Origin of the sequence: Aliarcobacter skirrowii CCUG 10374, assembly GCF_003544835.1 — a bacterium.
Classification (GTDB): domain Bacteria; phylum Campylobacterota; class Campylobacteria; order Campylobacterales; family Arcobacteraceae; genus Aliarcobacter; species Aliarcobacter skirrowii.
On record NZ_CP032099.1, the window covers coordinates 463,471 to 489,429 of the forward strand.

The 25,959-nt window shown below is 29.6% G+C and carries 22 protein-coding genes; 16 read left to right on the plus strand and 6 right to left on the minus strand.

The features are described from left to right. Position 1 precedes the first annotated feature (1 nt). From rplL to ASKIR_RS02475, 5 genes are all read left to right on the plus strand, one after another. The gene (gene rplL, locus ASKIR_RS02455; protein WP_066159173.1) at positions 2–373 is read left to right on the plus strand and encodes a 50S ribosomal protein L7/L12; all 372 of its coding nucleotides are present in this window, start codon (positions 2–4) and stop codon (positions 371–373) included. A gap of 164 nt (positions 374–537) precedes the next feature. Continuing rightward, on the plus strand, positions 538–4,683 hold the full coding sequence (gene rpoB / locus ASKIR_RS02460; RefSeq protein ID WP_066350503.1) for a DNA-directed RNA polymerase subunit beta: 4,146 nt from the start codon (positions 538–540) through the stop codon (positions 4,681–4,683). Further along, on the plus strand, positions 4,676–9,202 hold the full coding sequence (rpoC, locus tag ASKIR_RS02465; RefSeq protein WP_118868761.1) for a DNA-directed RNA polymerase subunit beta': 4,527 nt from the start codon (positions 4,676–4,678) through the stop codon (positions 9,200–9,202). The genes rpoB and rpoC overlap by 8 nt, the downstream gene beginning before the upstream one ends. 28 nt (positions 9,203–9,230) lie before the next feature. Further along, positions 9,231–9,617, plus strand: coding sequence for a hypothetical protein (locus ASKIR_RS02470; protein ID WP_066159164.1), 387 nt, complete (start codon positions 9,231–9,233; stop codon positions 9,615–9,617). A gap of 22 nt (positions 9,618–9,639) precedes the next feature. After that, positions 9,640–9,927: a YciI family protein gene (locus tag ASKIR_RS02475; protein ID WP_066350508.1), complete on the plus strand. Its 288-nt coding sequence runs from the start codon at positions 9,640–9,642 to the stop codon at positions 9,925–9,927. Positions 9,928–9,951: 24 nt separating this feature from the next. On the opposite strand, the gene ASKIR_RS02480 is transcribed toward ASKIR_RS02475, so the two are convergent. Further along, complete coding sequence (locus ASKIR_RS02480) at positions 9,952–11,289, minus strand: diguanylate cyclase (RefSeq protein ID WP_066350512.1); 1,338 nt, start codon at positions 11,287–11,289, stop codon at positions 9,952–9,954. 94 nt (positions 11,290–11,383) lie between these two features. Then, positions 11,384–12,574 carry a peptidoglycan DD-metalloendopeptidase family protein gene (locus ASKIR_RS02485; RefSeq protein WP_066159157.1) on the minus strand — a complete coding sequence of 397 codons (1,191 nt, stop codon included), beginning with the start codon at positions 12,572–12,574 and terminating at the stop codon, positions 11,384–11,386. A 76-nt stretch (positions 12,575–12,650) separates the two neighbouring features. Between ASKIR_RS02485 and ASKIR_RS02490 the strand changes: the two genes are divergently transcribed. The 6 genes from ASKIR_RS02490 (at position 12,651) to ASKIR_RS02515 (ending at position 20,966) form a co-directional block, all read left to right on the plus strand. Next, complete coding sequence (locus tag ASKIR_RS02490; RefSeq protein WP_115588434.1) at positions 12,651–13,610, plus strand: L,D-transpeptidase family protein; 960 nt, start codon at positions 12,651–12,653, stop codon at positions 13,608–13,610. Between the two features lie 62 nt (positions 13,611–13,672). Beyond that, positions 13,673–15,886, plus strand: a complete 2,214-nt coding sequence (purL, locus tag ASKIR_RS02495) for a phosphoribosylformylglycinamidine synthase subunit PurL (protein WP_115588435.1) — start codon at positions 13,673–13,675, stop codon at positions 15,884–15,886. 78 nt (positions 15,887–15,964) lie between these two features. Further along, positions 15,965–17,497: a bifunctional phosphoribosylaminoimidazolecarboxamide formyltransferase/IMP cyclohydrolase gene (purH, locus tag ASKIR_RS02500; protein WP_115588436.1), complete on the plus strand. Its 1,533-nt coding sequence runs from the start codon at positions 15,965–15,967 to the stop codon at positions 17,495–17,497. 42 nt (positions 17,498–17,539) lie between these two features. Further along, positions 17,540–19,459 carry an ABC transporter substrate-binding protein gene (locus ASKIR_RS02505; protein ID WP_228254650.1) on the plus strand — a complete coding sequence of 640 codons (1,920 nt, stop codon included), beginning with the start codon at positions 17,540–17,542 and terminating at the stop codon, positions 19,457–19,459. Further along, entirely contained in the window at positions 19,456–20,733 is a 1,278-nt protein-coding gene (locus ASKIR_RS02510; RefSeq protein ID WP_115588438.1) for an adenosylmethionine--8-amino-7-oxononanoate transaminase, read from the plus strand. The genes ASKIR_RS02505 and ASKIR_RS02510 overlap by 4 nt, the downstream gene beginning before the upstream one ends. A gap of 17 nt (positions 20,734–20,750) precedes the next feature. Next, on the plus strand, positions 20,751–20,966 hold the full coding sequence (locus ASKIR_RS02515) for a tautomerase family protein (RefSeq protein ID WP_066159138.1): 216 nt from the start codon (positions 20,751–20,753) through the stop codon (positions 20,964–20,966). Between the two features lie 18 nt (positions 20,967–20,984). Here ASKIR_RS02515 and ASKIR_RS02520 read toward each other — a convergent pair whose 3' ends face one another. Next, entirely contained in the window at positions 20,985–21,326 is a 342-nt protein-coding gene (locus ASKIR_RS02520) for a DsrE family protein (protein ID WP_115588439.1), read from the minus strand. Positions 21,327–21,403: 77 nt separating this feature from the next. Here ASKIR_RS02520 and ASKIR_RS02525 point away from each other — a divergent pair, with 77 nt between their 5' ends. From ASKIR_RS02525 to msrA, 3 genes are read left to right on the plus strand one after another with little or no spacing between them, the layout of a single operon-like run. After that, positions 21,404–21,763: a methionine-R-sulfoxide reductase gene (locus tag ASKIR_RS02525; protein WP_066356161.1), complete on the plus strand. Its 360-nt coding sequence runs from the start codon at positions 21,404–21,406 to the stop codon at positions 21,761–21,763. A gap of 16 nt (positions 21,764–21,779) precedes the next feature. Further along, the gene (locus ASKIR_RS02530; protein WP_066159129.1) at positions 21,780–22,007 is read left to right on the plus strand and encodes a DUF2798 domain-containing protein; all 228 of its coding nucleotides are present in this window, start codon (positions 21,780–21,782) and stop codon (positions 22,005–22,007) included. Positions 22,008–22,019: 12 nt separating this feature from the next. Continuing rightward, the gene (gene msrA, locus ASKIR_RS02535; RefSeq protein ID WP_115588440.1) at positions 22,020–22,505 is read left to right on the plus strand and encodes a peptide-methionine (S)-S-oxide reductase MsrA; all 486 of its coding nucleotides are present in this window, start codon (positions 22,020–22,022) and stop codon (positions 22,503–22,505) included. On the opposite strand, the gene ASKIR_RS02540 is transcribed toward msrA, so the two are convergent. Beyond that, positions 22,502–22,843, minus strand: a complete 342-nt coding sequence (locus tag ASKIR_RS02540; protein ID WP_066350533.1) for a hypothetical protein — start codon at positions 22,841–22,843, stop codon at positions 22,502–22,504. The genes msrA and ASKIR_RS02540 overlap by 4 nt on opposite strands. Positions 22,844–22,913: 70 nt before the next feature. On the opposite strand from ASKIR_RS02540, the gene ASKIR_RS02545 reads away from it, so the two are divergent. Both ASKIR_RS02545 and ppk2 read left to right on the plus strand, forming a co-directional pair. Beyond that, entirely contained in the window at positions 22,914–23,228 is a 315-nt protein-coding gene (locus tag ASKIR_RS02545) for an MTH1187 family thiamine-binding protein (protein ID WP_066159118.1), read from the plus strand. Between the two features lie 37 nt (positions 23,229–23,265). Beyond that, complete coding sequence (gene ppk2, locus ASKIR_RS02550; protein WP_066350534.1) at positions 23,266–24,171, plus strand: polyphosphate kinase 2; 906 nt, start codon at positions 23,266–23,268, stop codon at positions 24,169–24,171. Between the two features lie 19 nt (positions 24,172–24,190). Here ppk2 and aroC read toward each other — a convergent pair whose 3' ends face one another. Continuing rightward, on the minus strand, positions 24,191–25,267 hold the full coding sequence (gene aroC / locus ASKIR_RS02555) for a chorismate synthase (protein ID WP_066350538.1): 1,077 nt from the start codon (positions 25,265–25,267) through the stop codon (positions 24,191–24,193). Positions 25,268–25,269: 2 nt separating this feature from the next. Then, positions 25,270–25,944 carry a ribonuclease III gene (gene rnc / locus ASKIR_RS02560; protein ID WP_066159900.1) on the minus strand — a complete coding sequence of 225 codons (675 nt, stop codon included), beginning with the start codon at positions 25,942–25,944 and terminating at the stop codon, positions 25,270–25,272. Between the last annotated feature and the right edge of the window lie 15 nt (positions 25,945–25,959).

Here is a 25,959-nt window from a genome sequence, read left to right on the forward strand (position 1 = left end):
TATGGCAATTTCTAAAGAAGATGTTTTAGAATTTATCTCTGGTTTATCAGTTCTTGAACTATCAGAGTTAGTAAAAGAGTTTGAAGAAAAATTTGGTGTATCTGCACAACCTGTTGCAGTTGCTGGTGGAGCAGTTGCTGCTGTTGAAGCTGCTGAAGAAAAAACTGAGTTTGACGTAATTATCGTTGATTCAGGAGATAAAAAAATCAATGTTATTAAAGAAATCAGAGCAATTACTGGTCTTGGATTAAAAGAGGCTAAAGATGCTGCTGAGCAAACTCCTTCAACAATTAAAGAAGGAATCTCTAAAGCTGACGCTGAAGCAATTAAAGCTCAGTTAGAAGCTGCTGGAGCTAAAGTAGAAGTTAAATAATTTAACTTTTTATATCGTTATATAGGGATTCTATCCCTATATATAGTACCGCATCTTTGAGGGCTAAGGTTAAAATTTATAAGAATTTTAACCTTATCCTTTATGGATGCTTTTGTGCTTTATAGAATAAAGCAAACAAACCAAATTTTATAACAAGGTGTCAAATGTTAAACTCTTTAAAATCTGGTAATAGACTCAGAGTAGATTTTGCGAAAAACCCACAAAAAATCGAAATTCCTAACTTATTACAACTACAACAAAATTCGTATGAATCTTTTTTAATGGTAAATAAAAAAGATAGATCATCAGCTGGTATTGAAAAAGTATTTAAAACAATATTTCCTATTCATGATGCTCAAAATAGACTAACTTTAGACTATTTAGGAAGTGAAGTTGGAAAACCAAGATATGATGTAAGAGAGACAATGATTAGAGGTCTTACATACTCAATTCCTTTAAAAATTAATGTTAGATTAACTCTTTGGGATATTGATGAGAAAACTGGTGAAAAAATTGGTGTTAAAGATATAAAAGAGCAATCTTTATATGTAAGAGAGATTCCTCTAATGACAGATAGAACATCATTTATTGTAAATGGTGTTGAAAGAGTTGTTGTAAATCAACTACACAGATCTCCAGGTGTTATTTTCAAAGAAGATGAATCAAATACAACTGAGAGCAAACTTCTATATACAGGTCAAATTATTCCAGATAGAGGTTCATGGTTATATTTTGAATATGATGCAAAAGATATATTATATGTAAGAATTAATAAAAGAAGAAAAGTTCCAATTACAATTCTATTTAGAGCATTAGGATATTCAAAAGAGGATATCGTAAAACTATTTTATCCAATAATTAATATTAAAATTAAAAATAATAAATTTTTAACAGAGTTCAACCCTGATGATTTTATGGGAAGAATTGATTATGATATTAAAGATGATAAAGGTAATTTAGTTATTGCTGCTGGAAAAAGATTAACAACTAGAAAAGCAAAAGCATTAATTGAAGGTGGATTAAAATTAATTGAGTATCCACTTGAGCTTTTAATGGATAGACATACGGCTAGTACAATTTATGATCCAGAATCAGGAGAGGTTTTATTTGATGCTTTAACAAATCTTGATGAGTTAAAACTTAAAAAACTTCTTGATTTGAAATTTGATTCATTTGAAATTGCAAATGATTTATCAAGTAGTGCTGATGCATCTATTATTAATGCATTTAAAGCAGATGCAGAGTCTTTAAAACTTCTAAAACAGACAGAGCAAATTGATGATGAAAATGATTTAGCTGCTATTAGAATTTATAAAGTTATGAGACCAGGTGAACCTGTAACTAAAGAAGCTGCAAAAGAGTTTATAAAAAAACTATTCTTTGATCCAGAAAGATACGACTTAACAAAAGTTGGAAGAATGAAGATGAATCATAAATTAGGTGTAAATGTTCCAGAATATGTTACAACACTTACTTATGAAGATGTTATTAAAACTGTTCAATATTTAGTAAAAGTTAAAGCTGGTTATGGACATATTGATGATAGAGATCATTTAGGAAATAGAAGAATTAGAGCTATTGGTGAGTTATTAGCAAATGAGTTACACGCTGGACTTATCAAAATGCAAAAAACAATTAGAGATAAAATGACAACTCTAAGTGGAACTTTAGAAGATATTATGCCACATGATTTAATCAACTCAAAAATGATTACATCAACAATTACTGAGTTCTTTACAAGTGGGCAACTTTCACAATTTATGGACCAAACAAATCCACTATCTGAAGTTACTCACAAAAGAAGATTATCAGCTCTTGGAGAGGGTGGTTTAGTAAAAGAGAGAGCAGGATTTGAAGTAAGAGATGTTCACCCAACTCACTATGGAAGAATCTGTCCAGTTGAAACTCCTGAGGGACAAAATATTGGACTTATTAATACTTTATCAACTTTCTCTAAAGTTAATGATTTAGGATTTATTGAAGCTCCATACAAAAAAGTTGTTGATGGTGTAGTTTCAAATGAGATTACTTATTATACAGCAACTCAAGAAGAGGGTCTTGTAATTGCTCCAGGATCAACTAAAGTTGATGAAAATGGAAAAATTGTTGAGCCATTAATTGAAGTTAGATTAAATGGTGAAATTATTTTAATGGAGAGAAATAAAGTTGATTTAATTGATATCTCTTCACAAATGGTTATGGGTGTTGCAGCTTCACTTATTCCATTCTTAGAACACAACGATGCCAATAGAGCACTTATGGGTTCAAATATGATGAGACAAGCAGTTCCTTTAATTAATCCAACAGCTCCAATCGTTGGAACAGGACTTGAAAAAACTGTTGCAAGAGATGCTTGGGAAGCAATTAAAGCTTTAAGAGGTGGAGTTGTTGAGAAAGCTGACTCTAAAAATATCTATATTAGTGGTGAAGATGAAAATGGTGCTTTCATTGATCACTATGAAGTAAATAAAAATGTTAAAACAAATAATAACACATCTTTTGGTCAAAGAGTTGCTATAAAAGAGGGTGATGTTATTGAAGCTGGACAAGTAATTGCTGATGGTCCTTCAATGGATAAAGGTGAACTTGCAGTTGGAATTAATGCTATGGTTGCGTTTATGCCATGGAATGGATACAACTATGAGGATGCTATTATTTTAAGTGAAAGATTAATTAAAAAAGATGCATTTACTTCAGTTCATATCTATGAAAAAGAGATTGATTGTAGAGAGTTAAAACATGGTAATGAAGAGATTACTAGAGATTTACCAGGTGTTAAAGAGGAGTCAATTACTCATTTAGATGCTTCTGGAATTGTTAAAGTTGGAACTTATGTAACTTCTGGAATGATTTTAGTTGGAAAAGTAACTCCAAAAGGTGAAATTAAACCAACTCCTGAAGAGAGACTTTTAAGAGCCATTTTTGGTGATAAAGCAGGACATGTTATAAATAAATCTTTATATTGTCCAACATCGATGGAAGGTACAGTTGTTGATGTTAAAGTATTCACTAAAAAAGGTTATGAGAAGTGTGAAAGAGCCAAAGCTGAAATTGAATTAGAGAAAAATGAACTAAATCAAAAACACCTTGATAAACTTTTAATGCTTGATAGAGAAGAGGCTTTAAAAATTAATAATCTATTATCAAAAGCTAAACTTGAAAAAGAGTTAGAGCTTGATGGTGTTACATATAAAAAAGGTGATACATTAACACTTGATGTTTTAGTAAGTGTAAATAGATTTGCTATGAAAAAAGTTGTTTCTTCATATAGCAAAGATATTGAAAAGACTTATAATGATATTAAAGAGCACTTTATTAAACAAAAAGCAGAGTTAAGAAAAGAGCATGAAGAGAAACTTGATATTCTTGAGCATGATGATATTTTATCAAGTGGTGTAATTAAACAAGTTAAAGTTTATATTGCAACAAAAAGAAAGATAAAAGTTGGGGATAAAATGGCTGGACGACATGGAAACAAAGGTATTGTTTCTAATATCGTTCCAAGAGTTGATATGCCATATTTAGAAGATGGAACAACAGTTGATATTATTTTAAATCCACTTGGGGTTCCTTCAAGGATGAATATTGGACAAATTATGGAAGTTCACTTAGGACTTGTAGGTAGAAGACTTGGAAAACAGATCCAACAAATCTATGATGCAAAAAAAGGTGAATATATTTCAGATTTAAGAGCAAAAATGATTGAGATTGCAGGAGTTGCAAAACTTATGAATGCTAAATCATTTATTGAAAAATTAAGTGACGATGAGTTGTTAAATTATGCTAGAGATTGGTCAAAAGGTGTTAAATTTGCAACACAAATTTTTGATGGTGTTGAAGCTTATGACTTTGAAAAACTGTTTGAAATGGCTAAGATAGACTCAGATGGTAAATGTATCTTATATGATGGAAAAACTGGTGAAAAAATGAAAGAGAGAGTAAATGTTGGTTACATGTATATGCTAAAACTTCACCACTTAGTTGATGAGAAAGTTCACGCAAGAAGTACAGGCCCATACTCACTAGTAACACAACAACCAGTTGGAGGAAAAGCTCTATTTGGAGGACAAAGATTTGGAGAGATGGAGGTTTGGGCATTAGAAGCTTATGGTGCAACAAATGTACTAAAAGAGATGCTTACAACTAAATCAGATGACGTTGAAGGAAGAACAAGAGCATATAGAGCTATTGCAAATGGTGAAAATGTTCCAGCTTCTGGTGTTCCTGAAACATTCTTTGTTTTAACAAAAGAGTTAAAAGCTTTAGCTTTAGACGTAGAGATTTTTGAAGAGGTAGAAAACGATGAGTAATAATGAAAAAGTGTTATCACCAATAGATATAAAAGAGTTAGAAAGACCACAAGATTTTTCTGCTTTTCAATTAAAGTTAGCAAGTCCAGAGAAAATTCTATCTTGGTCTTGTGGAGAGGTTAAAAAACCTGAAACTATTAACTATAGAACACTAAAACCAGAGAGAGATGGACTGTTTTGTGCAAAAATCTTTGGACCTGTAAAAGATTATGAGTGTCTATGTGGTAAATATAAAAAGATGAGATACAAAGGTGTTGTTTGTGAAAAATGTGGAGTTGAAGTAACTTCATCAAAAGTTAGAAGACACAGAATGGGACATATTGAATTAGTATCTCCTGTTGCTCATATTTGGATGGTATCATCTCTTCCTTCAAGAATTGGAACACTTTTAGGTGTTAAATTAAAAGATTTAGAAAGAGTTCTATATTATGAAGCATACATTGTAAATAGTGCTGGTGAAGCATTTTATGATGGTGAAAGAACTAAAAAAATTGAAAAATATGATATTTTAAATGAAGAGCAATATAGAACTGTTGCAGATCTATTTGAACATACTGGTTTTGAAGCAAAAATGGGTGGAGAGATTATTAGAGATCTTTTAGCTGAGCTTGATCTGTTTGAGCTATTAACTTTATTAAAAGATGAGATGCAAACAACTAAATCAGATGCAAAAAGAAAAACAATAATCAAAAGATTAAAAGTTGTTGAAAACTTTATAAATAGTGGAAATAGACCTGAGTGGATGATGCTTACAATGCTTCCAGTTTTACCACCAGATTTAAGACCACTTGTTTCACTTGATGGTGGAAAATTTGCTGTTTCAGATGTAAATGACCTTTATAGAAGAGTAATTAATAGAAATAACAGATTAAAAAGATTAACAGAACTTGATGCTCCTGAAATTATTATTAGAAATGAAAAAAGAATGCTTCAAGAAGCTGTTGATGCTTTATTTGATAATGGTAAAACAGCAAATGCTGTTAAAGGTGCAAATAAAAGACCTTTAAAATCTTTAAGTGAGATTATCAAAGGAAAACAAGGACGATTCAGACAAAACTTACTTGGAAAAAGGGTTGACTTCTCAGGAAGATCTGTTATTGTTGTTGGACCAAATTTAAATATGGATCAATGTGGTATTCCAAAGAAAATGGCACTTGAACTATTTAAACCACATTTAATGGCAAAATTAGAGGAAAAAGGTTACGCAACAACTTTAAAAGCTGCAAAAAGATTAATTGAATCTGAAACAAATGAAGTTTGGGAATGTTTAAATGAGATTGTTGATGAGTATCCAATTTTATTAAATAGAGCTCCAACGCTTCATAAATTATCTATTCAAGCTTTCCACCCTGTTTTAATTGATGGAAAAGCTATTAGATTACATCCGCTTGTTTGTGCTGCATTTAATGCTGACTTCGATGGGGATCAAATGGCTGTTCACGTACCACTTTCTCAAGAGGCGATTGCTGAAGCTAAGATTTTAATGATGAGCTCAATGAATATTTTATTACCAGCAAGTGGTAGAGCAATTGCAGTTCCATCTCAAGATATGATTTTAGGTATATATTATCTATCATTAGAGAAAGAGGGTGTAAAAGGTTCTCATAAGCTATTTACTGATGTAAATGAGGTAAAAATTGCATTAGATATGAATCAAATTGATTTACATGCAAAAATTAGAACAAAAATTGATGGAAAAATTGTAAAAACAACAGTTGGAAGATTAATAATTCACGAAATTCTACCATCTTTTGTTCCAATGAGTTTATGGAATAAAGTTTTAAAGAAAAAAGATATCGGTGCATTAGTAGATTATATCTATAAAGAAGCTGGTTATGAAGTAACTCCAAGATTCTTAGATAACTTAAAAAATCTAGGATTTAAATATGCAACTACTGCTGGTATTTCAATATCAATTGATGATATTATTGTTCCAGATAGTAAAGTTTCTCATATTACAAAATCTAAAAAAGATGTTATTGAGGTACAAAAACAGTTCTCTCAAGGTCTATTAACTGAGCAAGAGAGATATAATAAAACTATTGATATCTGGACTGAAGCTAATAATAAACTTGGACTTGAGATGATGGATTTAGTTAAAGCAGATAAAGATGGGTTTAACTCTATTTATATGATGGCAGATTCAGGAGCAAGAGGTAGTGCAACTCAAATTAGACAGCTTTCAGGTATGAGGGGTCTTATGGCTAAACCTGATGGAAGTATTATTGAAACACCAATTATCTCTAACTTTAAAGAGGGTCTTAACGTTCTTGAGTATTTTATCTCTACTCACGGAGCTAGAAAAGGACTTGCGGATACAGCTTTAAAAACAGCAAATGCTGGATATTTAACAAGAAAGCTTATTGACGTTTCTCAAAATGTAAGAATTACAGAAGAGGATTGCGGAACTCATGAAGGTATTGAAATTACTGATATTACATCTGGAAATGAGTTAATCGAGTCTTTAGATGAGAGAATTACAGGAAGAGTTATTGCTGAAGATATTATTGATCCAATCTCTAATGAGATTTTATTTAATGAAGGAACTTTAATAACTGAAGAGTTTGCAAAAATAGTAAAAGAGTCTGAGGTTAAATCTGTAATTATTAGAACTCCGCTTACTTGTAAAACAGAAAATGGACTTTGTTCAAAATGTTATGGACTAAACCTTGGTGAGCAAAGAAAAGCAAAACCAGGTGAAGCTGTTGGAGTTGTTGCTGCTCAATCAATTGGAGAACCAGGAACTCAGCTAACACTTAGAACTTTCCACGTTGGAGGAACTGCAAGTGCTACTCAAACTGAAAGAGAGTTAAAAGCTGATAAAGAAGGTTTCATTAGATACTACAATATCAAAAAATATGAAACAAAAGATGGAAAAACTATTGTTGCAAATAGAAGAAATGCTGGAATTTTATTAGTTGAACCAAAAATTAATGCACCATTTAAAGGTAAAGTTACAGTTGAAACAGTTCATGATGAGATTGTATTAACAATATCAAATGGTAAAGATAAAAAAGAGTATTTCTTAAGAAAAAGTGATGTTGCAAAAGTAAATGAGCTTGCAGGAATTTCTGGAAAAATTGAAGGAAAACTTTATATTCCTCATGCAAATGGTCAAGAAGTAGATAATAATGACTCTATAGTTGAAATTATTAAAGATGGATGGAATGTACCAAATAGAATCCCATTTGCAGCTGAATTAAAAGTTGAAGATGGAGCACCAATTACATCTAAAGTTGTTTCAGCAGCTAAAGGTATTGTTAAATATTATAAATTAATAGGTGACTATTTAGAGAGAAGACATGATATTAAATCTGGTGATAAAGTTGTAGAAAAAGGTCTTTTTGCAGTAGTTGCAGATAAAGAAGATAGAGAAGCTGCAAGATACTATATCTCAAGAGGTTCATCAATAATTTTAAATGATAATAGTGAAGTTGAAAAAGGTACTCAAATTTCTTCACCAACAGTTTCTGAACAAACTGTTATAGCTGAGTGGGATCCATATGCTAACCCAATTATTGCTGAAGAGTCTGGAGTTGTAACTTTTGAAGATATTATTCCAGGTGTTACTGTTTCAGAGCAATTTGATGAGTTAACAGGAACATCTAAGCTAGTTGTTAATGAGTATATTCCAAGTGGATATAAACCAACAGTATTATTAGCAACAGCTTCAGGTGAGATTATTAGATATGTACTAGAGTCAAAAGCATCTTTAAATATTCAAGAGGGAAGCAAAGTAGAGGTTGCAGATATTATTGCTAAAACTCCAAAAGCTACTCAAAAATCAAAAGATATTACTGGAGGTCTTCCAAGAGTATCTGAGTTATTTGAAGCAAGACGACCAAAAAGTATAGCTGTATTAGCTTCATTTGATGGAACTGTAAGTTTTGGAAAACCACTAAGAAATAAACAAAGATTAATAATCTCTGATATTATGGGTGGACAAACAGAGTACTTAATTGAAAAAGGAAAACAAATCCTTGTTCATGAAGGTGAATTTGTACACGCTGGTGAAGCATTAACGGATGGTCAAGTATCGCCTCATGATGTATTAAGAATTATGGGTGAAAAAGCACTTCATTACTTTATTGTATCTGAAGTACAACAAGTTTATAGATCTCAAGGGGTTAATATTGCAGATAAACATATAGAGGTAATTTTATCTCAAATGTTAAGACAAGTATCAATTCTTGATGGTGGAGATACTAAATTTATTGTTGGTGATATGATCTCTAAAAAGAGATTTAAAATTGAGAATGAAAAAATTGTAAGAATGGGTGGTAGACCAGCTATTGCTGAGCCTTTATTGCTTGGTATTACAAGAGCTGCTGTTACAAGTGATAGTATCATTTCAGCTGCATCATTCCAAGAGACAACAAAAGTATTAACAGAAGCTGCAATTAGTGCAAAAATGGATATGCTTGAAGATCTTAAAGAGAATGTTGTAATAGGAAGAACAATTCCTGTTGGAACAGGTCTATATAAAGATCAAAAAGTAAAATTTACAGAAGTTGAGTAAGGAATAGGGCTTTGCCCTATTTTTTTAAATGACAATTTTTTATCTATTTATCTTTTTTATTGCAATTGAACTTTTTGAAACAAATTGGCAAAAAGCACCAACATTATATGGAATATTAGAGAATAATTTCAAAGTTTACCAAAAAAATATTTTCTTATATTTTATACTTCATCCATCATTTTTCTACTCAATTTATTTAGCTATTACTCTTAATAATTTTGGATTTTGGATGAGTTTTATTGTTATTTTAAAATTTGTTGATATATCATTTAAGTTATCGATTATGAAAAAACTATCTAAAAATTATGAACTAAGTAGTATAATTCCATTTGATGCAAATATAACTATGATTTTTCGATATTTAAATCTATTTATCTATCCATCATCTTTTTTATTAGCAACAAGTAATTTCTAAAAAATTTTAAAAAAGGAAAAAAATGCAATATTTAATAATAGCATATGATTATGATGATGCTTATGAAAGAAGAGTTAAAGTTAGAGATGAACATGTTAAAATGGCAAAAGAGTTTATGGAAAAAGGTAACATAATAACTGCTGGTGCATTAATTGAAAATGATAAAATGGTTGGTTCAACACTTTTTGTTGAGTTTGAAAATGATGATGAGTTGGAAGCTTGGCTTGAAAATGATCCTTATGTTATTGGAAATGTTTGGGATTATGAAAATATTCAGATAGTTCCTGTAAAGTTACTTCCAAAAAATTAATGTGATTTTTATATCACATTAATTTTACTCTTCTATTTCTACTCTATTTTTTCCATTATTTTTGGCTTTATACATAGCTTTATCAGCTCTTGCTAAAATTGATTGCATTGAATCACTTTTGTTGAATTTTGTTACTCCAAAACTACAACTTATATTTTTTATATCATCAAATTCTAGCTTATTTATAAGAATTCTTAGTTTTTCAGATGCCTCAAAAGCTTGTTTTAGATTAGTTGAAGGGTATATAATAAAAAACTCTTCTCCTCCCCATCTACATGCAAAATCAGTTGATCTGATTGTATTTTTTACAACATCAGCAATTTTTTTAAGAACCATATCACCAGCTAAATGTCCATATGTATCATTAATAATTTTAAAATTATCAACATCAAATAGTACAATAGAAAACTCTTGATTTTCATATCTAGTTGCTCTTGAAATCTCATATTTTAATTTTTGTTCAAATTTTGCACGATTATATAAAGATGTTAAATTATCAGTAGATGCAAGTTGTTCAAGCTGTGTAGTTTTTGATTGTAGTTTTGAATTTATTGATGACAGATGCACTGTTTTATCTCTTAGAAAATCTGCCCATTTTGAATAAACTCTTGCTAGTAACTCTTTTTGAGTTATTTGACCTATAACATTACCAGCAAAATCTTCAATAATTAAACGCTTAAATTTTTGTTGTTGAATAAATTCTAAAGCTTGAGAGACTGTTGTAGTATGTTTTACTTTTACTAAAGGAGATCTCATATAGTTTGATACAGGTAGATTTAAATCTTTAGATTCTCCAAAAAGTTTAATAATATCTTTAGTAGTTAATATTCCAACACTGTTGCTCTTATCAAAAATAATTACACAATCATAAATAGTATCATCCATTAGTTCAATAACATCTTTTGTTAAATCATTAATATCTGCTTTTTTCACAAATGAACTAAGTAGCATATCGCTTAAAGTCTGTTTTTCAAGCATTAATTGTGGATCAACACTTGAAATAATGTCATGATAAGATACAAATCCACAAAGTTTGTCATCGTCATCTACAAGACAAAGAGAGTTTCCATTAAATCCAATCTCTTCAATAGCGTCTGGTATTGAAGTTTTATAGTGAGTTGAGAAAATTTTATCATATTTTATATCTTTTAATTTTGTGTTGAAATCTATATTATCAGATTTTAAACGAATTAAATCATTTGCTTTTATAATTCCAAAACCTTTTTTTGTATTTGATAAAATAATAATCTCTCTATGATTCTCTTTATACATTAAAGCTATAGCGTCATTAATACTTTGTGTATCATAAACAGTAGTAACCGCTTTAGTAGCAATATCGATTAACTTTGGAAGATATTTCATTTTAACCTTTTTTAATATAATAATTTCTTGTAAATAAATATTAAATTCTACAAAAATAACTTTAGAACAATGTTAATAAAAATTAAATTGTAAGTTAAAAAATATTTACAATGCTTCTATCAAAAATTCGATCTAACTTATCTGGATTTATTGAATCGTTTGATTCAATTTTACTATTAAATAGCTCAATAGTCTTTTTGCTATTAGCCATAAATGTAGCCTTATCTTTTTTACTTAAACCTTCAACTTTAGGTTTTCTTAATGTCTTCATAGGATCAACAGCAACACCATTTTTATATAATCCAAGATGCAAATGAGGACCTGTGCTAACTCCAGTTGATCCAACATAAGCAATTAAAGTACCTTTTTTAACTGTTCTTCCAACAACAGCATTTGAAGCAAATTTATTTAAATGAGCATATAAAGTTCTATATCCATCAGCATGGCTAATAATTACTGTTTTACCATAACCACCTCTATTTCCAACAAAAGTAACTCTTCCATCAGCGGCAGCATAAACATTTCTTCCAATAGGAGCTGCAAAATCAGTTCCAAGATGTGCTCTATATCTTTTTAATACAGGATGATATCTTTTATTTGAAAAGTGACTTGAAATTCTTGAGTAGTTTAAAGGAATTTGAAATGGATAAGTTTTTGTATAAGATATACCTTTTTCATCGTAATATTTTTCATCTTTTTCATTCTTAAACCTATAATTTGGTTTTCCATTTATTTGAACCATTACAGATTTTATATTTGGAAGACCAAGAAGTTTTCCTAAATAGACTTTTTGTGAGTATTCAACAACAACATAATCACCTTTTTTCATCTTTCTAAAATCAACAGGGCTATGCTTAAACAGGTTTGTTATTAGTGCAGGAATTGCAATATCTCCTGTTGCTTTTTGTAAATCACTTGATAAAGATTCGTTTATTTGAACAGCTAATAACTCATTTTTTTCAGTGTAAGCAATTGGCAAAGTTTGGAATTTAAAGTTATCATCATCTTTATATATATGAATTTGAATATCAGAAGATATTGGAATTAAAACTTGTTCAAACTCTTTATCTTTATTGGTATATAAGTAGTATCTAGTATTTGATTGAATCTCACTACAAAGCTCTTTGTCTTCTCTTTCTAAATTGTAAAAAAGAGTTAAAGGAATATTTTGTTTCTCTAAAAAGTTTAAAAATGTATCACCTCTTGGCCAAAGTAACTCTTCCACTTGAGATGCAAAAAGTGAGTTAAAAAGTAATAAAAATATAATAAGTTTTTTTTTAAGCATATAATAGACTCTTCTTTTATCAAAAAATTAGGACAAGTATTATACAATCCCGATACTTAAATTTACGGAGATACTATTGAATAAAATTTTATTATTTATTTTTTTATCACTAAACCTTTTTGCAAAAGATTATTTTACTATTTATAAAAATGAGGGGATAAAAAGTGTTGAAAATGAGTTGAAATTAGAGTTTAGACAAAAAGAGTCTTGGCTTAAATATTTACAAAATCATGATACTAGATTTGGTTATTATGAGACAAAAAAATTTATTATTGTTGCTGATAAAAATGATAAAACTATGGCTTTATATAAAAAAGAGGATAAAAATTTTATCAAAATTTCAAGCGATAGTATGATAATTGGTGAAAATCTTGGTGATAAACTATTAGAAGGTGACAAAAAAACACCAGAAGGATCTTATGAGCTTATACAAAGAAGAATTTCTCTACCAGCTTTTTATGGACCCCTTGCACTTGTAACTCAATATCCTGATACATTTGACAAAAGTTTAAATAAAACAGGTCATGGAATTTGGATTCATGGAATGCCTTTAAATGGCGATAGAGAGCTTTATACAGAGGGTTGCTTAGCTATTTCAAACGATAGATTAGAGTTATTAGATAAAAGTATTGATTATAAAAACACTATTTTAATTACAAGTAGTAAAGCAGTTCCTGAAGTTCCTAAAGAGGAGCTAGCAATAGTTTTAAGTACAATTTTTAAATGGAAAGATGCTTGGAAGGATTCTGATATAGAGACTTATTTATCATTTTATTCAAAAGATTTTAAAAGAGCTGATAGAAGTGATTTTTCAACTTTTTCAAACCAAAAAAGAAGAATATTTGCTAAAAATGAAGAGAAAGTAATTAATCTTTTTAATATAGATATCTCACCATATCCAAACTCTTTGGGTAAAAATATGTATAAAATTTTAATGGATGAGGAGTATTTTAGTCCATCTGTTAGATTTATTGGTAAAAAAGAGCTTTATATAGAGCTTATAAACGGAAAAGTTGAGATTTTATCAGAGGATTAAAAACTATTTTAATACTACTTTAGATATAATCGCCTTTAAATTTGTAAAAATTAAGGCGAAAAATGCAAAAAAAAGAGATGAATATTGAAGAGATAGCTTTAGCACACTCTTTAACAAAAGATGAGTTTGAAAATATAAAAAAAATATTAGGAAGAGAGCCAAACTATGTTGAAATTGGTATCTTCTCTGCAATGTGGAGCGAGCACTGCTCTTATAAATCAAGTAAAAAATATTTAAGTGGATTTCCAACAAAAGCACCATGGGTTATTCAAGGACCTGGTGAAAATGCTGGAGTAATAGATATTGGTGATGGATACGCTGCTGTATTTAAAATGGAATCTCACAATCATCCAAGCTTTATTGAGCCTTATCAAGGAGCTGCAACTGGAGTTGGTGGTATTTTAAGAGATGTATTTACAATGGGTGCAAGACCAGTTGCAAGTATGAACTCAATTAGATTTGCTTCAATTGAAGGAAATAGTGAAACTGCAAAAAAACATAGATACCTTTTAAAAGGTGTTGTTGCTGGAATTGGTGGATATGGAAACTGTATGGGAGTTCCAACTATTGGTGGAGAGACAAGTTTTGAAGAGTGTTATGCTGGAAATAATCTAGTAAATGCATTTACTTTAGGTCTTGCAAAAACTGATGAGATTTTTTATGGACGAGCTGAGGGAATTGGAAATCCAGTTATTTATGTTGGAAGTAAAACAGGAAGAGATGGTCTTGGTGGTGCTGTTATGTCAAGTGCCTCTTTTACAGAAGATAGTGAAAGCAAAAGACCAACTGTTCAAGTTGGAGATCCATTTACTGAAAAACTACTTTTAGAGGCTTGTTTAGAACTATTTAAAGCTGATTTAATTGTTGGTATTCAAGATATGGGAGCTGCTGGGCTTACATCATCTTCATTTGAGATGGCTGGAAGAAGTGGTAGTGGAATGATTATGCACTTAGATAAAGTTCCTGCACGAGAAGAGGGTATGACTCCTTATGATTTTATGCTTTCGGAGTCTCAAGAAAGAATGCTTATTTGTGCTAAAAAAGGTTGTGAGCAACAAATAATTGATATTTTCCAAAAATGGGAGCTAGATGTTGCTGTTATTGGAGAAGTTACAAATACTGGTAACATGGAACTATTTTGGCATGGTGAAAAAGTAGCTGATATTCCAGTTCAACCAGTATCAGAAGAGGCACCAGTTTTAGATAGACCTGTAAGTGAGCCTGAGTATTTAAAAACTATTGCAAATGTAACTATGGATAAACAAATTTCAAATCAAATTGCTTTTGATGAGTTGTTTAGTGATATGGAAGTTGTAGATAAATCTTGGATTTACTCTCAATTTGACTCAATGGTTCAAACAAATACTATAAAAGGCCCAGGAAGTTTGGATGGTTCTACAATTAGAATTAAAGAGACTGGTAAAGCTTTATCTATGAGTGCTGATTGTAACACAAGATTTTGTTATATAAATCCACAATTAGGAGCAGCAGCTGCTGTTATGGAGAGTGGTAGAAATGTTGCTATGACTGGTGCTGTTCCAAAAGCTATTACAGATTGTCTAAATTTTGGAAATCCTCAAAATCCAGAGGTTATGTGGCAATTTAAAGAGAGTTGTGAAGGTATTAAAAATGCTTGTAAAGCATTAAACACTCCTGTAATTGGTGGAAATGTATCTTTATACAATGAAACAAATGGAGTTAGTGTTTTCCCAACACCATCAATTGCAATGGTTGGAGTAAATGAAGATGCACAAAATGTACTTCCTTCAAAACTTCAAGAAAGTGGAAATGTACTATATCTTTTAGGTGATACTTATAGTGAATTTGGTGGAAGTTTATATCTAAAAAAACTTTATGGAAAAGTTGCTGGAGTTCATCCAAAAGTTGATTTTGAAAAAGAGTTAGCTTTATGGAATACAGTAATTGAAGCAAACAGAGCAAAACTTTTAAAAAGTGCCAAAGATGTAAATCTTGGTGGAATTGCTATATCTTTAGCAAAAATGGCAGTTGTAGGAAATATTGGAGTTGAAGCTAATATATCTTTAAATGATTCTAAAGATATTTTTAGTGAATCATTAAGTAGAGCAATAGTTGAAGTAAATCCAAAAAATTGTGAAGAGTTTGAAAAATTAGCTTCTAAAAACAGAGTTTCTTATGTAGCTATTGGAAAAACAGGAACAGATAAATTTATTATAAATGATATTTACAAAAATATTAGTGATTTAAGTAAAATCTATTTTAATAGATTCAAAGAAGTTATAGAGCAAGATCAATAAAAAGATTAGTTCTAAAAAAGCCAAACCTAAAATAGGTTTGGCTTTTTTTATTTAAATTAGATTAGAAGAAGGAGTATTATGAGAGCATTAATTAGTGTAAGTGATAAAAGTGGTGTTGTAAATTTTGCAAAAGAGCTTGTAAAACTTGGATATGAGATTATTTCAACAGGTGGAACATATAGTAAGTTAAAAGAAGAGGGAATAGCTGTAATTGAAGCAAATGAGGTTACAAAATTTCCAGAGTGTTTTGAAGGTAGAGTAAAAACTTTAAATCCATATATTCATGGTGGAATTTTACATAGACGAGATAAACAATCTCATCTTGATCAAGCACGTGAGTTAGGGGTTGAAGGTATTGATTTAGTTTGTGTAAATCTATATCCATTTAAAGCAACAATAGAAAAAACTACTAATTTTGAAGAGATTATTGAAAATATTGATATTGGTGGACCAGCAATGGTTAGAAGTGCTGCTAAAAACTTTGATAGTGTAATTATTGTAACAGATGTTGCTGATTATGATTTAGTACTAAATAATCTTAAAAACAATACAAATACATACGAGTTTAGAAGAGATTTAATGATAAAAGCTTATGAGCACACAGCTTCTTATGACTCTATGATTGCAAACTATATGAATAAGAGATTTAACAATGGTTTTGGAGCAAAACAGTTTATTGTTGGAACTAAAGTATTTGATACAAGATATGGAGAGAATCCTCATCAAAAAGGTGCTTTATATGAGTTTGAATCTCAATTTTCAAATAAATTCAAAGTAATCAAAGGAGAGCCAAGTTTTAATAATATGGGTGATATTAGTGGAGCTGCTAGAATTGCTGCATCTTTTGGAACAGATAATGCTGTTTGTATAGTTAAGCATGGAAATCCATGTGGATTTGCTATAAAAGATACACTATTAAACTCTTATGTTGAAGCTTTAAAATGCGACCCAGTTAGTGCATTTGGTGGAGTTGTTGCTGTAAATGGAGTAGTTGATAAAGAGTTAGCAGAAAAAATGAATGAAATTTTCCTTGAAGTTGTTTTTGCAGCAGATTTCACTGCAGATGCTGTTGAAGTTTTTGAAACTAAAAAAAGAATCAAACTATTCTCACAAGGAACAAAATATTTAGAACTAGCAAATGATAGTTTTGATTTCAAAAGAGTTGATGGTGGTTTTGTATATCAAGAGGCTGATAAAGTTGCAGATGATGAGGTTAGAAACTCTAAACTTATGTCTTCAAGAGCTGCAACTCTTCAAGAGATAAAAGATATGGAAATAGCTTACAAAATAGCAAGTTTGACAAAATCAAACTGTGTTGTGTATGTTAAAAACTCTGCAATGGTTGCTGTTGGAATGGGAATGACAAGCAGAGTTGATGCAAGCAAAGCAGCACTTAGAAAAGCTAGTGATATGGGATTAGATGTAAATGGAGCAGTACTAGCATCTGAAGCATTTTTCCCATTTAGAGATAGTATTGATGAGGCACAAAAAGCTGGTGTTAAATGTGTAATTGAGCCAGGGGGAAGTATTAGAGATGACGAGATTATAGAGGCTGCAAATGAGTATGGTATGGCTCTATATTTCTCAGGAATTAGACACTTTTTACACTAAAATCTATACCAATTTTGGTATAGATTAAAAATGAGGTATATTTTGAAAAATTTTAGTTTTTTTATATTTTTAATAACACTTCTTCATACAACTCTTTTTTCAAAAGATTTAACAAAAGTTAAATTACAACTAGCGTGGTTTAATCAGTTTCAATATGCTGGATATTATGTTGCAAAAGAGAAAGGGTTTTATGAAGAAGTTGGATTAGATGTTGAAATTTTACCATTTTCATTTGATAAAAATATTGTAAAAAGTGTAAATGATGAGAGAATAGAGTTTGCAATAGGTAGAGAAAACCTTATTTTAGATAAATCAAACTATGAAAATATTGTTGTATTAATGGCACTTTTTCAAGCCTCACCTATTCAAATAATTGCTAAAAAAAGTTCAAATATAAAATCTTTAGAAGATTTTAAAAATAGAAAACTAATGATAACAAGTGATGACTCTATTGAGGTCTCTTTTAAAGCTATGTTAACTTCAAGAAAAATTGATATAAAAAATATAAAGTTAATTCCTCACTCTCATAATATTCAAGATTTAATAGATGATAAAGTTGATTTAATGACGGCATATAGTTCAAAATCTCCATATTGGTTAAATCAACATGGTATAGAGTACATAACTTTTGCTCCTAGAGATTATGGATTTGATATGTATAGTGATTTTTTATATACAAATAAAAGCATGATAGATTTTAAACCAGATATTGCATTAAAATTTAGAAATGCTAGTTTAAAAGGTTGGGAAGAGGCATTTAATAATATCGAAGAGACAGCCAGACTTATATTTACAAAGTATAATACTCAAGATTTAAGATTAGAAGAGTTGATTTTTGAGGCAAATGAGTTAAAAAAATTGGCATATTTAAATAATAATATTTTGGGAGATATAAAAGAGGAAAAAGTACAAAGAATATATGATTTATACAATATTATGGGATTTATTCAAAAAGAGTTTAAAGTAGAAGAGTTTATTGCTTTTAAAAATAGTAATAAACTAAATGAGTGGTTTATTTTAAATTTTGGTGACTATTATAATTTATCATCTCTTTTTAAATTTTTATTTATTGTTTCTATAATATTTTTTGTAATTTTTTATAGACAATATCTTCTAAAAAATGCAAATAAAAGATTAAAAAGTTTAGTTAAACTAAAAACAAAAAGATTGCATGATGTAAATAAAAAGTTAGCAAATAAAATAAAAAAAGAGTTAGAGATAAATTTAGAAAAAGATAGAATTCTAGCTCAACAGCAAAAGATGATCTCTATGGGTCAAATGATAGAGAATATCGCTCATCAATGGAGACAACCACTATCTATAATTAGTACAAGAGCAAGTACTTTGAAGCTCAAAAATGATTTAAATATGCTAGAGAATAAAGAGCTAAATGAGGCTTTAGAACAGATTGTTAGTACTTCTAACTATCTATCTCAAACAATTGATGACTTTAGATATTTTTTTAAACCACAAAAAGAGAAGGCAATTTTTTCTTTGAGTTTGGCTATACAAAAAAGTATTGAGCTTACAAAATTAAGCTTAGAACAAAATGATATAAAAGTGATATTTAAAGAGCGAGAAATCAATATTTATGGTTATGAAACAGAGCTTATTCAAGTTTTCATAAATGCAATAAATAATTCAAAAGATGCTTTTTTTGAAAAAGATATTAAAGATAAATTGATATTAATAAATCTAAAAATTATAAAAGATAGAGTGCATATTGAATTTTTAGATAATGCTTTAGGTGTTCCTGAAATGATAATAAATAAGATATTTGAACCATATTTTACAACTAAACATCAATACAATGGGACAGGAATAGGGCTTTATATGTCAAGCGAAATTATTACAAAACATATGAAAGGTAGTATATTTATGGTAAATTGTGATTTTACATATGAACAACAACTTTATAAAGGAGCAAAACTTACAATTGTTTTGGATATTGCAAAAAGATGAAAACTAATTTAGAAATAGATAAAAATCACATTTGGCATCCATATAACTCTTTACCATCAAAAACTCCTATTTGGGCTGTTAAAAAGACAAAAAACTGTAAGATTTTTTTAGAAGATGGAAGAGTTTTAGTTGATGCAATGAGCTCTTGGTGGAGTGCAATTCATGGTTATAATAACAAAAAAATATATAAAGCTTTAAAAAAACAGGCAAAAATTATGCCTCATATTATGTTTGGTGGATTAACTCACGAACCAGCAACTACTTTAGCACAAAAATTAGTTGAACTTACAGGTTTTAACTCTGTTTTTCTTTGTGATAGTGGAAGTGTTTGTGTTGAGGTCGCTTTAAAAACAGCTATTTTATATCAAAAAGCAAAAGGTAAAGATAGATATAAGTTTTTAGCTCTTGAAAATTCATATCATGGAGATACATTAGGAGCAATGAGTGTTTGTGATCCAAAAAACTCTATGCACTCTTTATATGGAGATTATCTAAGTTCTAATATTTTTGCATCATCTCCAGCTTTAGGTTTTGAATCAGATTTTAGTGAAGCTTTAAAAGATTTAGAAGATAAATTAGAAAAACATAAAGATGAATTAGCTGCTTTTATAGTCGAACCAGTTGTTCAAGGAGCTGGTGGAATGAGAATTTATAATCCAAAATATCTTGAAGAGGCAAAAAAACTTTGTGAAAAATATGATATTTTATTGATTTTTGATGAGATAGCAACAGGTTTTGGGCATACAGGAGAGATGTTTGCATTTAATCATACAAATATAAAACCAGATATTTTAACTATTGGAAAAGGTCTTACAGGTGGAACTTTAACAATGGCTGCTATGCTTACAAGTAAAACTATAAGTGATACAATCTCTTCAAGCTCTATTGGTGTATTAATGCATGGACCAACATTTATGGCAAATCCACTTGCATGCAGTGTCGCAAGTGCTAGTATTGATGAACTTTTAAACTCACCTTGGAAAAAAAGAGTAGAAAAAATAGAGAAGCATTTTAAAAAAGAGTTGAATGTATTAAAAGATAGTTCTATAGTTTATGATGTAAGAGTTATTGGCTCTATTGCTGTTATTGAGCTAAAAAGTAGTGAATATGCTTCAATTTTACAAGATTTTTGTGTTCAAAATGGTGTTTGGCTTCGTCCTTTTGGAAAACTTTTTTACTCAATTATTTCTTATACAATTACAAAAAAAGAGTTATTTAAAATAACTAATACTATGATTGATGCTATAAAATATTTAGAGATAAAAAATAGATAGGTTTAAGGAGGTTTGAAATGCCAGTTATAAATATTAAAATGACACATGAAGATGGTGGAGCTACAAAAGAGCAAAAAGAGAGATTAATAGAGGGAATCACAAAACTATTTGCAGATACTTTTGATGGAAGAGGTGCAAAAAGTGCAGTTGTAATTATTGAAGAGGTATCTTGTGATAATTATGGAATTGGTGGAAAAAGTATCACTAATATTAGAAAAAACTCTAGTAAGTAAGCAAAATATTTGCTTACTTTATACAGTTAAAACGCAATAACTCTCATCTTTTAGAGCATTTGTTAAAAGCTCACCTGTGTGAGTTATCTCAATTCCTAGTGTTTCTAGCTCCTCTGTCGCCCCATAATCCTCAACACAAACAATACAAGCACTCATTTTTACACCTGTACTTAAGATATATTTTAGTTTCTCTTGAATAAAAGTATCTTTTACAAGTAAAATTGATGGACCCCAAAGCATTAAATGAGCAGTTTTGAAATAATTTCGCTCTAAAACTACACTTGAGTATAAAAGTGGAAAATTAGTTGCAACTTCAATATCTGCATTTGACCATACTATTAGTAGGTTCTCTTTTTGCATTTTACCTTCTCCTTAAATTGATAAAGTTATAATATTTTTTTAAATAAATATAATACTATTTAAAAGGAAAATAATAGATGAAATATAATCAATTAAATGATGAAGAGAGATATGTAATAGAACAAAAAGGAACAGAGTATCCTTTTAGTGGAGTTTACAACGATTTTTATGAAGATGGAGTATATCTATGTAAAAAGTGTGATGCACAACTTTATAGAAGCGAAGATAAATTTAAATCATCTTGTGGTTGGCCAAGTTTTGATGATGAGGTAGAAGGCGCTATAAAAAGAGTTTTAGATGCCGATGGAAGAAGGGTTGAGATTATTTGTGCATCTTGTGGTGGACATTTAGGACATGTTTTTGAAAACGAAGGATTTACTTCAAAAAATATTAGACACTGTGTTAATTCTTTGTCACTAAAATTTATTAAAAAATAGAATATAAGGATTTTTAATGATAGATAAAAAATATGATAAATATATATTTGCTTTAATTATGGGAACTGTAATGAGCTTCATTATGAGCTTTGTTATTACATTTATAAATTTAGGATTAGTAGATGGGTTTTTTTATAGATGGATGGAAGCTTTTTTTAAAGCTGCAATTTGTGCAATTCCTATTATAGTTTTTGTTGCTCCAAATGTAAGAAGAGTTGTAAATATTATTGTAAAACAAGATTAAAAAGGATTTAGTATGAAAGAATCAAAAGCATATTTTGCAGGCGGCTGTTTTTGGGGAGTAGAGTACTATTTCCAAAAACAAAATGGTGTGAAAAGTGTAGTTTCTGGTTATATGGGAGGATTTGTAGATAATCCAACATATGAGATTGTTTCAAGTGGATTTAGTGGTCATTTAGAAACTGTTGAGCTTATTTATGATGAGAGTGTTGTTGATTTTGAAACTTTAGCAAAGCTATTTTTTGAAATACATGATTTTACTCAAACAAATGGTCAAGGTCCAGATATAGGTTCTCAATATCTTTCGGCGATATTTTATTGCAATGAAGAACAAAAAAGAATATCACAAAATTTGATAGCTACTTTACAAAAAAAAGGGTACAAAGTAACAACCACTTTATACCCTGAAGTAACTTTTTATAAAGCTGAAAATTATCATCAAAATTACTATAATAAAACAGGAAAACTCCCTTATTGTCACGCTTATAAGAAAGTTTTTTAGTTACTAACACCTAAGATATAGTAGATTGGTTTTTTATCCAATCTCTCTATATCTACATTATATTTTTTTGCCCACTTCCAAACTACATCGTGAAACTCTTCTAAAATCTCGTTTGAATCAGCTTCATCACATTTTATTTTAAAATAGTCAGTTTTATTTGATAACCCAACATAAGCATTTAGTTTTTTTAATTGGTCATTTAAAGTTAAAATATGTTTTGCAAATTTTTCATAACCTTTTGTAACATCAATTGCTTTTTGAGCCTGTTTTAAAGCCCCTTCATTATTTGAGTATCCAAGTTGTGATAATATAACTTCAGCTGTTACGTCTAGTTGCATAGAGATCCTTTTTATTGAAATTTTTATATACTAGCAAAACAATTTAAAATATTAATTTAAAGGATGCTTAATGTCAGTTTTAATGAGTTTAGCAATGTTTCCAACAAACACAGTTGGAAGTAAAAGTAAAGAGGTTTCAGAAGTTTTAAATATAATAAAAAATAGTGGATTAAAATATCAATTAACATCAATGAATACAATAGTTGAAGCAAAAACATTAAAAGAGCTTTTAGATTTGGTAAATCTTTGTTATTTAAAACTTGAAGAGTTAGGATGTAGTAGAGTTTATGCGACTCTTAATTTTGATATAAGAAGTAGTGGAGAAAATAGAATAGAGAGTAAAATAAAATCGGTAGAGAAGCATATAGGGGAAGTTTCTAAATAGTTTTAGTATAATAAAAAAATTTTAAAAAGGGGAAATTATGTCATTTGACAAGTTTTATGAAAAGAGTCGTAGATTAAATGCAAATATGAGTTTAGATGAGTTTAAAGCAAAATTAGAAGAGGGAAATGGAAGTTTTTTAAGTGAAATACATTCAAAATTTATATATAGAACAAAAGATGAGATATTAAAACCATATCAAGTAGAGTTAATTAAACTTCAAGAGCATCTTGAAAAACATAATGAAAAGATGATTATACTTATGGAAGGAAGAGATGCTTCTGGAAAAGGTGGAGCTATTAGAAGAATTACTAGATATATGAATGAGAAACATTATAGAGTGGTTGCACTTGGTAAACCTTCAGATGTTCAAAAAACACAATGGTATTTTCAAAGATATGTAGAGCAATTTCCAAAAGGTGGAGAGATAGTAATATTTGATAGAAGCTGGTACAATAGAGCTATGGTAGAGCCTGTTTTTGGATTTTGTACACAAAAAGAGTATGAAGTATTTATGAATAGTGTTCAAAGATTTGAAGAGGATTTGATTGATCATGGTATTCACTTTTTAAAAATTTATCTATCTGTTTCAAAAGAGGAGCAAGCAAGAAGGTTTGAAGAGAGAGAAGAGAATCCTCTAAAGCAGTGGAAATTAAGTGAGATTGATTTACAAATGCAAAGTCGATGGGAAGAGTTTACTCAAAAAAAATATGATATGCTAAAAAGAACAAATACTGAAAAATCTCCATGGACAATCATAAGAAGTGATACAAAATTTTTAGCAAGACTTAACTCAATAAAAGTTATTTTAAACTCTGTTGATTATGAAGGAAGAGATCCTAGACTTGATTATGAAGTAGATAAAGATATCGTAATTACAGCAAATAGAGAGTTAGAAATTATGGATTACAAGAAAAAAGCTGGGATAACTCAAGGTTTAATATAAAACATAAAAAGTGTATAAATTAGTTTTTATACACTTTTTTAATATTTTCTACTTTTGATGACATATTTAATAAAAGCATATCAGCAAGAACTAATGCCATCATGGATTCAGCAACAACACTTCCTCTTATAGCAACACAAGGATCGTGTCTTCCTTTTAGTTTACACTCTACTTCATTTCCGTAAATATCAACTGTATCTTGCTCTATAAAAATAGATGGAGTTGCTTTGAAGTATACCTTTACATTTATATCATCACCATTTGAGATTCCTCCCAAAATTCCACCACTATGGTTTGTTTTAAATCCAGATTTTCTTATTTGGTCATTGTTATCAAATCCCAAAACTCTTGAAGCCAATATTCCATCACCAATTTCAACAGCTTTTACAGCATTTATACTCATCATTGCATTTGCTATTTGTGCATCTAATTTATGATAAATTGGCTCACCTAGCCCAACTGGACAATTTTTTACATTAATAAGTGCAACCCCACCAACACTATTGTGAGAGTTTTTGGCTTTTAATATAGCATTTTTTTGAGCATCTTCAACATTTGAATCAAGTGCAAAAATTTCTGAATTTCTAGCATTTTCAAAGTTCAAATTATCTGCTTTTATATCATCTATCTCACAAATTCCACTTTTTACATCAATGTTTAATTCATTTAATAGAAGTTTTGCAATAGCTCCAGCTGCAACTCTAGCTGCTGTTTCACGAGCTGAGCTTCTTCCTCCACCTCTATAATCTCTAATCCCATATTTATTAAAATATGTAAAATCAGCATGTCCTGGTCTGAATAGATCTTTTATATTTGAGTAGTCACTTGATTTTTGATTTTCATTAAAAATAATCATTGCAATTGAAGTTCCTGTTGAATAACCTTCAAAAACACCACTTAAAATCTCAACAACATCACCTTCAGATCTTTTTGTTGCAAACTCATTTTGACCTGGTTTTCTTCTATTCATTTCACCTTGAATAAACTCTTCATCAATTTTTATTCCAGCTGGAACACCATCAACTATACAACCAAGGGCTTTTCCATGTGATTCACCAAAAGTTGTAAATCTAAATCTATGTCCAAATGTATTCAATATTAATCCTCTTTTAGTTTTTCTATAGCAATTTTTGCAGCTGCTTGTTGTGCTAATTTTTTACTTTTTCCACTAGCTTTTCCAAAATTCTTACCATCTATCCAAATAGATACTTCAAACTCTTTCTTGTGATCAGGTCCATAAGATCCTTCAATAACATATTCAGGAATTGATGCAAATTTTGCTTGAGTTATCTCTTGTAGGGCTGTTTTATAATCACTAAATAAAACATCTAAATTTATCTTATCGTAAGATTTTTCAAGAAGATTTAAAATAATTGGTTTTAGTGTCTCTAAGCCACTCTCTAAGTATATTGCTCCCATAATAGCTTCAAAAGCATCTGAAAGTATAGATGATTTTGTTCTACCTTTATTTCTCTCTTCTGCATTCGAAATAAAGATAAAATCACCCAAATTTATCTCATTTGCTAATCTTGTAAATCCAGTTTCATTTACTAAACTAGCTCTTATTTTAGAAAGCTCTCCCTCATTTGAGTTTGGAAATTTTGTGTATAAATACTCTCCAACTATAAGGTTTAAAACAGCATCTCCTAAAAACTCCAGTCTTTCATTATTGTATGGTTTTTTGAAACTTTTATGTGTAAGTGCTTCGATTATCAGGTTTTTATTTTTAAACTGATAATCCAAACACTTTTCAAGTTTTGAATAATCGCTCATATTGCTCCTTTTAAA